General features: G+C 59.3%; 11 protein-coding genes and 2 pseudogenes. 10 read left to right on the top strand and 3 right to left on the bottom strand.

What is annotated here, in order from left to right:
- Window positions 1-27 precede the first annotated feature (27 nt).
- The 10 genes and pseudogenes from nodU (at window position 28) to nodD1 (ending at window position 11,567) form a co-directional block, all read left to right on the top strand.
- Window positions 28-1,778: pseudogene (gene nodU / locus ATC00_RS22395) on the top strand (nodulation protein NodU).
- Window positions 1,745-2,659 carry a nodulation factor ABC transporter ATP-binding protein NodI gene (gene nodI, locus ATC00_RS22390; RefSeq protein WP_037390229.1) on the top strand — a complete coding sequence of 305 codons (915 nt, stop codon included), beginning with the start codon at window positions 1,745-1,747 and terminating at the stop codon, window positions 2,657-2,659. Before nodU ends, nodI begins: the two are co-directional and overlap by 34 nt.
- 3 nt (window positions 2,660-2,662) lie before the next feature.
- On the top strand, window positions 2,663-3,451 hold the full coding sequence (locus tag ATC00_RS22385; RefSeq protein ID WP_037390228.1) for an ABC transporter permease: 789 nt from the start codon (window positions 2,663-2,665) through the stop codon (window positions 3,449-3,451).
- 34 nt (window positions 3,452-3,485) lie between these two features.
- The gene (locus tag ATC00_RS22380; protein WP_064254497.1) at window positions 3,486-4,538 is read left to right on the top strand and encodes an NADP(H)-dependent aldo-keto reductase; all 1,053 of its coding nucleotides are present in this window, start codon (window positions 3,486-3,488) and stop codon (window positions 4,536-4,538) included.
- A 150-nt stretch (window positions 4,539-4,688) separates the two neighbouring features.
- Window positions 4,689-5,450: a sulfotransferase gene (locus ATC00_RS22375; RefSeq protein ID WP_064254496.1), complete on the top strand. Its 762-nt coding sequence runs from the start codon at window positions 4,689-4,691 to the stop codon at window positions 5,448-5,450.
- Between the two features lie 5 nt (window positions 5,451-5,455).
- Window positions 5,456-6,110 (top strand): sulfate adenylyltransferase subunit CysD (gene cysD / locus ATC00_RS22370; protein WP_153045273.1); only part of this gene is annotated, 655 nt, incomplete at its 5' end.
- Window positions 6,110-8,002, top strand: coding sequence for a bifunctional sulfate adenylyltransferase/adenylyl-sulfate kinase NodQ (gene nodQ / locus ATC00_RS22365; RefSeq protein ID WP_064254495.1), 1,893 nt, complete (start codon window positions 6,110-6,112; stop codon window positions 8,000-8,002). The genes cysD and nodQ, both read left to right, overlap by 1 nt.
- A gap of 214 nt (window positions 8,003-8,216) precedes the next feature.
- Entirely contained in the window at window positions 8,217-8,564 is a 348-nt protein-coding gene (locus ATC00_RS22360) for a YybH family protein (protein WP_037390286.1), read from the top strand.
- 93 nt (window positions 8,565-8,657) lie between these two features.
- A pseudogene (locus ATC00_RS33145) lies at window positions 8,658-9,618 on the top strand (acyltransferase family protein).
- Between the two features lie 1,004 nt (window positions 9,619-10,622).
- Window positions 10,623-11,567 carry a transcriptional regulator NodD1 gene (gene nodD1, locus ATC00_RS22345; protein WP_037390222.1) on the top strand — a complete coding sequence of 315 codons (945 nt, stop codon included), beginning with the start codon at window positions 10,623-10,625 and terminating at the stop codon, window positions 11,565-11,567.
- A 147-nt stretch (window positions 11,568-11,714) separates the two neighbouring features.
- On the opposite strand, the gene ATC00_RS22340 is transcribed toward nodD1, so the two are convergent.
- The 3 genes from ATC00_RS22340 to ATC00_RS22330 are packed head-to-tail and all read right to left on the bottom strand — an operon-like array spanning window position 11,715 to window position 13,142.
- Entirely contained in the window at window positions 11,715-12,590 is an 876-nt protein-coding gene (locus ATC00_RS22340; protein ID WP_064254493.1) for an SIR2 family NAD-dependent protein deacylase, read from the bottom strand.
- 40 nt (window positions 12,591-12,630) lie between these two features.
- Window positions 12,631-12,843, bottom strand: a complete 213-nt coding sequence (gene nifT / locus ATC00_RS22335) for a putative nitrogen fixation protein NifT (RefSeq protein WP_064254492.1) — start codon at window positions 12,841-12,843, stop codon at window positions 12,631-12,633.
- Window positions 12,840-13,142: a nitrogen fixation protein NifZ gene (locus tag ATC00_RS22330; RefSeq protein ID WP_064254491.1), complete on the bottom strand. Its 303-nt coding sequence runs from the start codon at window positions 13,140-13,142 to the stop codon at window positions 12,840-12,842. Before ATC00_RS22330 ends, nifT begins: the two co-directional genes overlap by 4 nt.
- Window positions 13,143-13,194: the final 52 nt, after the last annotated feature.

Raw genomic sequence — 13,194 nt, 5'->3', positions numbered from 1 at the left:
ACCGTCGACTTTAGACATGGAGACACTATGCGCATCTGTGGTATCAAGCTGACCCATGACGGGGCGATCGCGCTTGTCGAGGACGGACGGCTCGTCTTCTGCATTGAGCAGGAGAAGCGGGACAACAATCCGCGATATCAAACCGTCGACAATCTCGACGCAGTTGTCGCCGCTTTGGCGCAACACGGTCTCAATCCGCGCGATATCGATCAATTCGTTATCGACGGCTGGGATGGTGAGGACGAGTCACAGTTCCAGGTCCTCAGTGGAGTGGCACCCTTAACTCTAAAAGGGGCGCCTTATGTCGAACGCCATGCCAATGGCCTTCTCGAATCCCTGGACGGCTCCGGACTCATTCTCGATGACCGGGCGTTTCCTTACAAGAGCTATCCTCATGTTACGGCCCACGTGGCCTCCGCATACTGCACCAGCCCCTTCGCCAACACCGGACAACCCGCATTCTGCCTCGTTTGGGACGGCTGCATCTTTCCGCGCCTCTATCATGTGGACGGCCGAGGCGCACGGTTCCTCGAAAGCCTGTTCCCGGTGATAGGCCAAGCCTACGCCGCGGCGGGCCATTATTTCGGACCCTATAAGAAGGCGAGCCGGGGAGGTTGGGACCTAGGGGTGGCTGGCAAGCTGATGGCCTATATCGCGCTCGGCTCGGTTGACGAAGATATCGTCGCGGTATTTCAGGAGCTTTACGAGGAGCACTTTGCGGCCGATACGGCACTTGCCAGCCGCTACCGCGCCAACATCACGGACGCCGAGTCCTCGCTCGCAGCTGTGCATGGTTTCTTCGAAGCCAGCGTGGTGCGTTTGGAGACGAAGGCACCGGAAGACGTGCTTGCGTCGTTTCATCTCTTCCTTGAGCGTCTCCTTGTCCAGGAAATGACAAATGCTGTGCGGCGCCATTCGTTTCCGGGACCTCAGAACTTGTGTATAGCTGGGGGCTGCGGTCTCAATATCAAATGGAACAGTGCACTGCGGGAGACCGGCCTGTTCGATGCCGTCTGGGTACCGCCATTTCCGAATGACAGCGGCTCGGCAATCGGTGCCGCTTGCTGCGCAATGGTGGAGCAGCAAGGTTTCGTGCCCCTGGAATGGTCGGTCTACAGCGGCCCGGCCCTGCAGATCGGGCGTGTGCCGCCGGGATGGGAGGCCCAGCTATGCGGCATGCCCGAACTTGCCACCATCCTCGCCAGCAACAAGCCCGTGGTTTTCCTTTCCGGGGCCGCCGAGCTTGGGCCTCGAGCGTTGGGAGGCCGAAGCATTCTGGCAGCCGCGACTTCGCGGAAAATGAAGGATTTTCTGAACGACGTCAAATTTCGCGAACACTTCCGGCCCGTGGCGCCGATATGCCTGGAGGACCGGGCGCCGGATATATTCAGCCCTGGAACTCCGGATCCCTATATGTTGTTCGATCATCAGACGCGGAGGGAATGGCAGGACAAAATTCCGGCTGTTGTCCATCTCGATGGATCGGCACGATTGCAGACCATATCCAGGCACTCTCTACATGAAGTCGCCGAGCTCATCGTCGAATATGAAAAGCTGACGGGCATTCCGCTGCTTTGCAACACGAGTGCCAATTACCATGGACGGGGCTTCTTCCCGGATGCTGCCGCAGCCTGCGAATGGGGACGCATTGAACACGTATGGTGCGACGGCCTGCTCTATACGAAAACGCAGGTAACCCAAGAAGCGCCAGCCGACGGCGTCGCCCTCACGGCAAGATGAGCGCATGTCCATGTTTTCAATCGACCTTTCCGGCGTGAGCAAGACATATGGCGACAAGGTTGTGGTCGACAAGCTGTCGTTCAGTGTTGCCCCGGGGGAATGCTTCGGGCTGCTTGGACCGAACGGCGCGGGCAAGAGCACGATTGCGCGTATGATCCTCGGCATGACAGCGCCTGATGCCGGGAAGATTACTGTGCTCGGCGTGCCGGTGCCGGCAATGGCTCGCTTGGCGCGAAGGGGCATCGGCGTGGTCCCGCAATTCGACAACCTTGACCCTGAGTTCACCGTACGCGAGAACCTGCTGGTCTACGGACGCTACTTCGGCATGAACACACGCAAGGTCAAGGCGGTCATGCCGTCGCTTCTTGAGTTCGCACGCCTGGAAAGCAAGGTGGATGCGCGGGTCTCCGAACTTTCGGGCGGCATGAAGCGGCGCCTGACGCTTGCACGTGCATTGATCAATGACCCGCAGCTGCTTGTCATGGACGAGCCGACCACCGGTCTCGATCCGCACGCGCGCCACCTCATCTGGGAGCGCCTGCGTTTCCTGCTGGCGCGCGGCAAGACGATTATCCTGACGACCCACTTCATGGAAGAGGCTGAGCGGTTATGCGATCGGCTTTGCGTGCTCGAAAGAGGTCGCAACATCGCAGAAGGACGTCCGCACGCGCTGATCGATGAACTGATCGGGTGCGAGGTCATCGAGATCTATGGCGGCAATCCGCATGAACTGGACTCTCTGATTAGACCATATTCCGATCGCATCGAAATCAGCGGTGAGACACTCTTTTGCTACGCGCCCGATCCGGAAAAGGTGCGAGTGCGGCTGCGCGAGCGCGCAGGATTGCGTGTCCTGCAGCGTCCGCCGAATCTCGAGGATGTGTTTTTGCGGCTGACCGGTCGAGAGATGGAGAAGTGAGCTATGGGTGAAGGTTGTGCCGCGGCTCTGCCCGCCAACGCTTGGAACTGGATCGCGGTATGGCGACGCAACTATCTGGCCTGGAAGAAGGTAGCACTTGCGTCAATTCTCGGGAACCTGGCCGATCCTATGATCTACCTGTTCGGCCTCGGCCTCGGCCTCGGACTTGTTGTAGGTCGCGTCGACGGCACGTCTTACGTTGCGTTCCTTGCAGGCGGCATGGTGGCGACAAGCGCGATGACGGCTGCGACATTCGAGACGATTTACGCGGCTTTCGCGCGGATGAACGCCCAGCGAACCTGGGAAGGGATCCTTTACACACAAATGACACTCGGGGACATCGTTCTCGGTGAGTTGGCATGGGCAGCCAGCAAGGCGTTTCTCGCCGGTACGGGCATCATGATTGTCGCCACCGTGCTGGGCTATGCGACGTGGCCGTCCGTCCTTTATGCGCTACCGGTCATCGTGCTCACTGGATTTGCCTTCGCGAGCCTGGCGATGGTGGTCACGTCGCTTGCGCCCAGCTACGACTACTTCATTTTCTACCAGACGCTCGTCCTCACACCAATGCTGTTCTTGTGCGGCGCGGTGTTTCCGATCACGCAGCTGCCCCAGACCTTTCAGCAGGTAGCGCAATTCTTGCCACTATCGCATGCAATCGACCTCATACGTCCGGCAATGCTTGGCCGCCCCGCGGGCAGCATAGGCCTGCATATGGGCGCGCTTTGCCTCTACACAATCTTGCCGTTCTTTCTGTCGGCGGCACTGTTTCGTCGGCGCCTGATGTCTTGACGCTACTCACGACCACACGAGAAGGAGAATCGCGATGCAGCTTCGCGAACTTGGCCGCAGCGGTCTGAAGATAAGCGTGCTTGGCCTGGGCACAATGAGCTGGGGAGAGCAGAATACCGAAGCGGAGGCGCACGCGCAGATGGATGCGGCCCTCGATGCCGGCATAAACTTTGTCGATAGCGCAGAGATGTACCCCGTGCCGCCCCGCCTCGAGACGCATGGCCTGACGGAGCGTTACATCGGCAGCTGGATACGAAAGACCGGCCGCAGGCAGGACATTGTGCTCGCAACAAAAGCCGTCGGGCCTGCTCGGGTAGGAAAAGCGAACCTACCTTATGTGCGCGACGGCCGGGTCAGCTACACTCGCGCCAATCTGCTCGAGGCCGTGGACGCCAGTCTTCAAAGGCTTGAGACGGATTATATCGATCTCTTCCAGCTGCATTGGCCAGATCGTAGCACCAACGTCTTCCAGCTGCTCGACTACCAGTACGAGCTGGACGACGATACTGTTCCGATCCTGGAGACGCTGGAAGCGTTGAGCGCGCTCGTCGAGAGCGGCCGCGTTCGTCACATCGGGCTCTGCAACGAGACAGCTTGGGGCCTTGCGCGCTTCCTGCATCACGCGGAAGCACAAGGGCTGGCGCGCGTGATAAGCACCCAGAATCCCTACAATCTGCTCAACCTGGATTTCGAATATGGTCTCGCCGAGATGGCTCTGCGCGAACAGGTGGGGCTCCTCGCCTATTCGCCGCTCGCGATGGGTACGCTCACCGGGAAATACCTGGGGGGCCACCGGCCAACTGGCTCGCGGCTGAACTTGTTCGGACGGTTCTTCCGCTACAGCAACGAGAGGGCTCAGCACGCGGCGCTCGCATATACGTCGCTCTTCCGCGAACATGGCATCGATCCAGTGCACGGGGCGTTGTCGTTCGTCAGAGGCCGCCCATTCGTGGCAACGACCCTGATAGGGGCCACCTCCGTGCAGCAGTTGCAGCACAACATCGCCAGCCTGGAAGTCAACCTTTCACGCGAAGTCCTGGATGGTATCCAATCGATCTATCAGCGCTATGGAACGACAGCGCCATGAGCCGGGGCGGCCTCCTGCTGCAACATACGCCAATTTGGTTTTCTGTAAGTCACGCGGGTGAAACTGGACTCGCGCGGAACGGGGTGGGCGAGTTCGTCATGCTGGCGCCACCCAAACCTTCACGAATTATTTGAGTCGGGAACACGTGCAATGACCCACACCGCACCGGCGCCTCAGCCATTTGCGATCCTTGGAATGCCGAGAACTGGAACGCACTACCTCGAAGAGTTGCTGAATGAGCATGCGAACGTGTTGAGCAACGGTGAGCTCCTTAACACGTATGACGCGAATTGGCCCGATAAGGATCGCCTGCTACGCAGCGATCGCGAGCTTCTGGAGCTCGCTTATCTGCGATTTCCCACGCGGAGCGACAAGGAGGTCACGCATGTTGGATGCAAGATCAACGAACCGCAGTTTCAGGAACGTCCAAGCTTTTTCAACGAGCTGGCGCGTTGGCCAGGGCTCAAGGTCATCCTTTTGTCTCGCAGGAACACCTTGGAGTCGCTGCGTTCGCTGGTGCAGGCAAGGCAAAGCCGCCAATGGCTGAAATTCAGTTCGGATGACGATACGGCTCCGCCGCCACGCGTCAACTTGTCGATCGCATCCTGCGAGGACTACTTCAGGGCCGCTGATGAGTTTCATGCCCGCGTCGCGGACTCCTTCGCTTCGAGCAGGTTGCTGGAGATCGAGTACGAGAGACTTCTGCGTGAACCTACCGCATGCCTGGAAACGGCCTGGCGATTTCTGGGCGTTCCTGCGTTGCAACTTTCAGGCAGTGGTACCCTTCAGCGCCTGGAACAGCGGCCGCTGGACGACACGGTAGAAAATTTCGAAGAGTTGCGGCGTCATTTCGCAGGCGGACCTTACGCGAGATTCTTCGAGCTTGATGACGCATTGATGCCGGAGGGGTAAGTGANCAAACTTCTCGTCCATGTCAACCAGGACGGCGTCGAGCAGGGTATCAATCCCTTTACGCATGGGTCCAACCTGCACACCCACGTCATGAAGACGATGGCGCTGAGGCAGGCCCTCGAGAAATACGGCTTCGACGCGGCTTTGGCGGGAGCGCGGCGGGACGAGGAGAAGTCGCGGGCCAAGGAACGCATGTTCTCGATCCGCAACGCCCAGCACGGCTGGGACCCGAAGCGCCAGCGGCCGGAGATGTGGAAGACCTACAACACCCGCGTCGGTGCCGGTGAGACGATGCGGGTGTTCCCGCTCTCCAATTGGACCGAGTTCGATATCTGGCAATACATCCATCAGGAGAATATCCCGATCGTGCCGCTCTACTTTGCGGCGCGCCGGCCGGTGGTGAGCCGCGGCGGCATGCTGATCATGGTCGACGACAGCCGTATGCCGCTTGAACCCGGCGAAGAGGTCGTGGAGCGGATGGTCCGCTTCCGTACGCTCGGTTGTTACCCACTGACCGGCGCGATCGACTCCGAGGCTGCCACGGTTCCGGACATTGTGCGGGAGATCATGACCGTACGCACCTCGGAGCGGCACAGTCGCCTGATCGACACTGACGAAGTCGCGGCGATGGAAAAGAAGAAGCGTGAGGGGTACTTCTGATGTCGTATATGCCGTCGATACCGCCGCATGACATTGAGGCGCAACTGGCCGAGCACGACAACAAATCGATCCTTCGGTTCATCACCTGCGGCTCCGTCGACGACGGCAAGTCGACGCTGATCGGCCGGCTACTCTACGACGCAAAGCTGATCTTCGAGGATCAATTGGCCAATCTCCGACGCGTCGGGGCGGCGAACGGCAATGAGATCGACCTGGCGCTGCTTCTCGACGGCCTCGAGGCGGAGCGCGAACAGGGCATCACCATTGACGTCGCCTACCGCTATTTCGCCACGCCGAAGCGCAAATTCATCGTCGCCGACACGCCCGGCCACGAGGAATATACCCGCAACATGGTGACGGGCGCCTCGACGGCCGATCTCGCCATCATCCTGATCGACAGCCGCCAGGGCATTCTTCAGCAAACGCGGCGGCATTCCTATATCGCCTCGCTGCTCGGCATTCGCCACGTCGTGCTGGCGGTCAACAAGATCGATCTCGTCGACTTCCGCCGGCAGGTCTTCGACGAGATCGCAACCGATTATCTGGCCTTTGCCAGGGAACTCGGCTTTGTCAGCATCCAGCCGATCCCGATCTCGGCGCGCTATGGCGACAATGTAATCTCGGCCTCGGTAAACACGCCGTGGTACAAGGGGCTCGCACTCCTCGAATACCTGGAAACAGTGGATCTCGACCCACCCGCAAAGGAGCGGCCGTTCCGGTTTCCAGTCCAACTGGTGATGCGGCCGAATGCGGACTTTCGCGGCTATGCGGGTCAGGTTGCATCGGGCCATATCTCCGTCGGCGATCCGGTGGTCATTGCCAAATCCGGCCAGCGATCCACAGTCAAGGAGATCGTGACCTATGCCGGGAATCGCGAGGCGGCAGGGGAAGGAGAGGCCGTCACACTCGTCCTTGCCGACGAGGTCGATGTCTCGCGCGGCAACATGCTGGTCCCCGCTGCCGCGCAGCCGTACGTGGCCGACCAGTTCCAGGCGCATGTGATCTGGTTGGATGAAAGTCCGATGTTCCCGGGGCGGAGCTACATCCTCAGGACCGAAACCGACAGCGTCAACGCAACGGTGACGACGCTCAAGCATCAGGTGAACATCAACAGCCTCGTCCGCGAAGCCGCGAAATCGCTACAGATGAACGAGATCGGCGTCTGCAACATCTCGACGCAGTCACCCATCGCCTTCGACGCCTACAAGGACAACAGGGCGACTGGCAACTTCATTTTCGTCGACCGTGTGACAAACGCCACCGTCGGCGCCGGCATGATCGACTTCCCGCTCCGCCGCGCCGACAACGTCCATTGGCATGCACTCGAAGTGAACAAAAGCGCGCGCAGCGCAATGAAGAACCAGCGTCCTGCCGTGCTCTGGTTTACCGGGCTTTCCGGTTCCGGCAAGTCGACGATCGCCAATACGCTCGACCGGATCCTGCATGCCCGCGGCAAGCACACCTATCTGCTCGACGGCGACAATGTGCGCCACGGGCTCAATCGGGATCTGGGCTTTACCGACGAGGATCGCGTCGAGAACATTCGCCGCGTTGCCGAGGTGGCCAAGCTGATGGCCGATGCCGGGCTGATCGTGCTCGTGTCCTTCATTTCGCCATTCCGCGATGAGCGGCGCATGGCGCGCGAATTGATGGAAGAGGGCGAGTTCATCGAGATCTTCGTCGACACGCCGATCGACGAGTGCGCGCGCCGCGATCCCAAAGGGCTCTATGAGAAAGCTTTTGCGGGAAAAATCGCAAATTTCACCGGCGTCTCCTCACTCTATGAAGCGCCGGAAAATCCGGACCTGCATCTGAAGACGGTCGAAGAGGACCGAGTCGCCCTTGCGCTCAAGATCGAGGCATTCCTCGACCAATGGATGGAGGAGAAATGACGCCCCTTTGCGAAGTCTTGGAACGAATTGCGCTCAATACGGGAGCGGCAGTCTATGATGTGTCAACGCGGCACGCGCCAAGGTGTCTTGCTAGGGCGTGCGGGACCAACGTTCTTGAACACTGACGAGGCGTTCTTGAGTGTCTCCTATTACTGTCAGGAGCCGTCTTTCAGAGCGTGCTCCGATGATCCTGCCCGGCGGAAGGAACATCCCTATGAAGCCGCGTGAAATGGTCGAAGAGTGGATTAGACGCTTCAACAGGCGTGATGCGATCGCCGTCGCAGAACTATATCGGGAAGATGCCCTGCACCTTCCAGCAAAGCAGCGTTCTGTCGAAGGTCGCTTTGCAATCCAGAAAATGTTTGAGGAGGATTTCGCGGTCGCGGGAATGACCTGCGTTCCAGAGGTCATATACGAAATAGGTGGTAGCGCAGTACTCGAATGGCGCGATCCATCCGGCCGGCGAGGATGTGGCGTCTTCGCTGTGCGCGAAAGTCGCATCTCCTTTGCGTACTGGGACGAACGTGCATCCGTTCGGATGCAAAATCTTCCGATCCAATGATCGTTGAAGGATGGCCCGCGGGCATTGGGGGACTGTGAAAGCCACCGCATATGGTGGTGGGTGAGTGCCGCGATAGCAGTTAGGAGGCCTTCGATGGGGACAATCCGGGCGATCCAGTATCTGCGGGCCGGCGCCGCCCTCGCTGTCGTGATCTTTCACGCTGCCGAGAGGACCGGGCATCATTTCGCTGTCGGTGCGGCAGGCGCCGATGTCTTCTTCGTCATCAGCGGCTTCGTCATGTGGGTCATCAGCGAGCGCCGACCGTTGGCCCCCGCGAAGTTCATTGCCGATCGCATCCGCCGCGTCGTGCCGATCTACTGGCGTCTGCCGGCTGTCGTCGGCCTTTTCCTGCTGCTGGTGATTGCGGGTCTCGAAGTCCGCTGCGAAAAACGCGGTGGTGCTGACCTATACGCGGGCCGTCATTTCTGGAGTTCGTAGCCGGAATGATAGGCGGGCTCTGGCTGAAGGGTAGGATGCCCCCGTGGTCTTTGGCCTGGCGCTGACGGCCTTGGCATTCGGCGGCTTTGCTCTTGTGGATATTCTTCATCTGCCGTTCGACGAATGGATGATCGGTCCGCTGGCGGTGCTGCTGGTCCTCAGCGCGCTGACGTTAGAGGCCGCGGGACGAGTGCCTAGCCTGCGGGTCCCGAGCCTTCTCGGCAATGCATCCTATTCAATCTATCTTTGGCCCACGTTCGCAATCTCCTTGGCGGCAAAGGCCGTAGCCACGTTCAACCTCGATTGAGCGTTTGCGATGGCCGCGGCGGTACTATCGGGTACGCTTCTGGGCATTGCCGCTTACGCGATGCTCGAACGGCCATTGGTGGCGGCGGTCGAAAGCTCGGCGGCGCAACCGGATAGGACTTCACGCAGGCAATTTGCCTTTCGATGGTGCTCTCGTTTTTCGGTTCAGGGACAATCTGCGGTCGGCAGCGTTCCAATGCCCCGTTGTTCTCCTCAGCACTGGCGGTCGCTGCTTGCGTTTATCATCCATAACGCGAATGGAGTCCATCCATACAATCGATTTTACCGGTACCGCGTAATGCTGCATTGACGAAAGCCCGGGCACTGAGGCCCGCCTGCGCGACCAAACCTCCCAGTCGTGCATGATTCCAACACTGGATGGCCGCGGATTTTAATCCGCTGCGTCCTCAATCGTGTCCTGCCGGCCGTGACCGGTAGGAGGAGGCGAACCAGGCTCCATCTTAGAGAAGCCGCAGGGGTAAGATGCCGATGCTCAGCGTTGTCATTGCGCACGACCAGAATGTCCTCAAATTCGACGACGTCTGCACGCCGGCTATTCTTCGGACTCAGCCAAGGGCGGCGGAGTTTTCTCTGGTTTTTTCTCAGAAACCGTCGTCAAGCTCCGTAGTTGCATGCCGGGATGCTGAGGCGCCGGAACTTTCCCCTGATGTCCTGCAAGCGCAGGCCGTGTCGCTCGAATCCTTGGTTCTCCGGTATCCCGAACGACAAGGTCTCGAAAGTGCACTTCTGATTCAATTTCAACATAGAGCATCAAGCGAGGCGCCACGGAAATGAATCACAATGCTCTTCTCGCTATCGCCGGAGCGCTCGGACTCTTTGCCGGCGCTGCTGGCACAGGGCTTGTCGTGTCGTTGATCTTCCCCTCCGCCAAGTCCAAGACTTTGGCGCGTCGTCGGAGGCTTCGGCACTGTGGCCTACCGCATCTCACCATGCTTTGTCTTTGGAACCGGAAGCACAAAATCGCGCATGCGACAGGCCAATGTGTGCTCGCGATCGCAACTTCGCTTGCAGGTCTAGGTCAATATGCCTCCTCAGTTGGAGCAGGTTGATGAGACCGGCGGCTTTGCCGGCGTCTGACGCGGCAATCGAGAGCTAAAGCCGCTCTGCAGCCGGCTTTAACGTCACCTGCCCATTTCTTCTATGCAGTCAGCTCGATCGTGCTCATGGCCCTTCATTTCTTTTGCTTAAAACGAATTCCATGTCGGAAGCAGATACGCTGGGAAGAAGGTAAGCTTTTGCCTGCCAACAAGCCTCGTCACCCTTCTCGACACCTCGCGACGGGTAGATGAAGACATGCGGTTCAAGGGCCTTGATCTAAATCTCCTCGTCGCACTCGACGCCCTGATGGCTGAGCGTAATCTCACGGCGGCGGCACGCACCATCAACCTGAGCCAGCCTGCCATGAGCGCGGCTGTCGGCAGGTTGCGCACCTATTTCAATGACGATCTTTTTACCATGGTTGGCCGCGAACTCGTTCCGACCCCGCGTGCCGAACGGCTTGCGCCCGCAGTGCGCGAGGCCCTGCTGAACATCCAAATCTCCATCATCTCCTGGGACCCGTTTTGCCCGGCCCAATCGGATCGCTGCTTCAAGGTCATTCTCTCCGATTACGCCGCGCTCGTCTTTTTTGAGAAGGTCGTGAAGCGTGTTGCCCGGGAGGCGCCCGGCGTCTGCTTCGAGTTGCTGCCTCTCGCCGACAACTACGATGAATGCCTGCGGCGCGGTGAGGCCGATTTTCTCATCTTTCCGGAATTGTTCATGTCGCGCGCGCATCCTAAGGCGACCCTGTTCGAGGAAACTCTCGTGTGCGTAGGCTGCCGCTCGAACAAGCAGCTGTCAGAGCGACTTACATTCGAGAGATACATGTCGATGGGGCATGTTGTGGTGAAGTTCGGGAATGCCCGGACGCCTTCCATTGAGGAATGGTATTTGCTTGAGCACGGGCTTAAGAGACATATCGAGGTTGTCGTGCAGGGCTTTAGCATGGTTCCGTTCATGCTTTCAGGGACCGAGCGCATAGCGACGATGCCCTTACGCCTTGTCAATCAGCTCGCAAAAACTATTCCCCTGCAGATCGTAGAACTTCCGCTGCCAATGCCCGCATTCAACCAGGCCGTCCAATGGCCGGCGCTTCACAATAGCGATCAGGCAAGCCTCTGGATGCGAGACGTGTTATTTCAGGAGGCATCCCGCATGCCCTCTCCACGTGAGGTCATGAGACGTTTCAGATTTCCCTAGCCGGCTATCCTCTCACCACTTCTAGTCTCAATAGCCGAGATGGTCGACGTCCGGTGCAATGGGGCTGCGACTGCCTTCAAGTATCGACAGCCCGACGAACGCCTGACGGACGCTTCGTCTCCGCAGCACTCCTTGGCTGCACTTTCCTCATCCGATAAGCCGAGCCGCAGCCTCGCCCGTCGGCATGTCGATGAGCGTAATCGCGCTTGCTGCGAGGAAACGGCGTTCGTTGTTGGTCAGCGCTGCCGCATCGAGCACCGCGAAGCGTGGGCCGTTGGAACGCTTCATGATCTGTCGGGCGTAGGTGCGCAGCATCTGGTCGTTGAAGCGGCAGCCGAGGAAGAAGAAGCCCCTGTTGGTGCGCCGCTCCTTCACCGCTTCAGGGATCGGCCTCTGAATATCGATCTCGGTCAGGACTTCGACATAGTCGGAATCCGAGACGAGAAAATTTGCCGCCGGCCTGACGCTGCCGTGAGGCGTGTAGAGAACCGTCTTTGCCGCTGATCCGGTTCCGATTTCCCTTCCGGACAAATCGTAGGCTTTCGTCCAGATGTCGCCGTATCCGGTTGCCCTGGTGACGCCTTGTATCTCAACCACGTCCGTTCGGCCGGTCTCGGCAAGGGCCGCCCGCATCGTCGCGTCGTACCAGCTATCGATGATGAGGGAGAGGGGTAGCGTTGCGAGCCAGGCATGCAGAATGGTCGGTGCCACCGGCGATGCGAATATATCAGCCATCCAGGTTTGAAGCGTCCGGCGATGCCGGCGCTGTTCGATGAATTGCGCGACCGACCACATATTGGTGCGTATTCTGGAGGGGGCTGGCGCCCGCGTGTTGAGTGCCGCCGCGACGGCTTCCGGCTCGTGCGGTACAGTCGGCCGCGCAGAGCTGAGCCTTAGAAGACCCGGACCGAGATAGGGAACGACCGCATCGGCGGCGAGCGCTTCCTTCAGCAGTTGAAGCCGCTTTTCCGCATCGCTGTTGCGCACCAAAAGGAGACTGTCGGTGGTCACGATCGTGTTCATGCTGCTTTCTCTTGCCGTTTGTCCTCGATTATCTGCAGCATCAGTCGTCGTCGAAAATCCTCCTGGCCTCGACGGTGACCGGCAGACGCGTATCGCGCGGCAGGTCAGGGAGGGCGAGCCGCCAGCCGTTCTTGAGCGTTACAGTCCCGCCCCACAGCTCTTCATTCTCGACCTTGATGATCGGCTCCTCGAGATCCTTCTTAGGAACATAGGCCGACAAGCCGGCGCTGGTTCTGCGGATCATTACCTTCATCTTGCTGTTCCTTCGCTGACAACGGTGGCGGCTTTCTCAGTGCTCGTCAGTTCACGCGCGCGCATGCCGACAACGGTGCCGCGATCGATCCATTCGACCGCATAGATGTAGAACTGCTGGAGAAAGGTACCGATGTCGCGCACATAGCCTTCGTCGCCTTTCCGCACCAGGTTTTCACCGATGGTTTTGCCGGGATAGGTGCCGTCATTCTTTACGTGGCGTGTAGCACGGACCCGCTCACCGGGCATGAAAAGTGGCGGCTTGCGGATCTCGACCTCCTGTTCGCGTGAAAGGCCCATTGCGTTCTTTCCGTTTTGAACTGCATGATATCGATAAAGGAGCGCAACACGT

Origin of the sequence: Sinorhizobium americanum (assembly GCF_001651855.1) — a bacterium.
Lineage (GTDB): Bacteria > Pseudomonadota > Alphaproteobacteria > Rhizobiales > Rhizobiaceae > Sinorhizobium > Sinorhizobium americanum.
The sequence above is the reverse complement of the archived record's forward strand: the minus strand, read 5'-3'. Positions and strand labels throughout refer to the sequence as shown.

Bases quoted from the DNA above. Each gene is read 5' to 3' on its own strand.
- ATC00_RS22330 (WP_064254491.1), bottom strand. From the start codon at position 13,142: ATGGGCCTTTCACGCGAACAGGAGGTCGAGATCCGCAAGCCGCCACTT.
- nifT (WP_064254492.1), bottom strand. From the start codon at position 12,843: ATGAAGGTAATGATCCGCAGAACCAGCGCCGGCTTGTCGGCCTATGTT.
- ATC00_RS22380 (WP_064254497.1), top strand. From the start codon at position 3,486: ATGCAGCTTCGCGAACTTGGCCGCAGCGGTCTGAAGATAAGCGTGCTT.
- nodQ (WP_064254495.1), top strand. From the start codon at position 6,110: ATGTCGTATATGCCGTCGATACCGCCGCATGACATTGAGGCGCAACTG.
- nodD1 (WP_037390222.1), top strand. From the start codon at position 10,623: ATGCGGTTCAAGGGCCTTGATCTAAATCTCCTCGTCGCACTCGACGCC.
- nodI (WP_037390229.1), top strand. From the start codon at position 1,745: ATGTCCATGTTTTCAATCGACCTTTCCGGCGTGAGCAAGACATATGGC.
- ATC00_RS22375 (WP_064254496.1), top strand. From the start codon at position 4,689: ATGACCCACACCGCACCGGCGCCTCAGCCATTTGCGATCCTTGGAATG.
- ATC00_RS22360 (WP_037390286.1), top strand. From the start codon at position 8,217: ATGAAGCCGCGTGAAATGGTCGAAGAGTGGATTAGACGCTTCAACAGG.
- ATC00_RS22340 (WP_064254493.1), bottom strand. From the start codon at position 12,590: ATGAACACGATCGTGACCACCGACAGTCTCCTTTTGGTGCGCAACAGC.
- ATC00_RS22385 (WP_037390228.1), top strand. From the start codon at position 2,663: ATGGGTGAAGGTTGTGCCGCGGCTCTGCCCGCCAACGCTTGGAACTGG.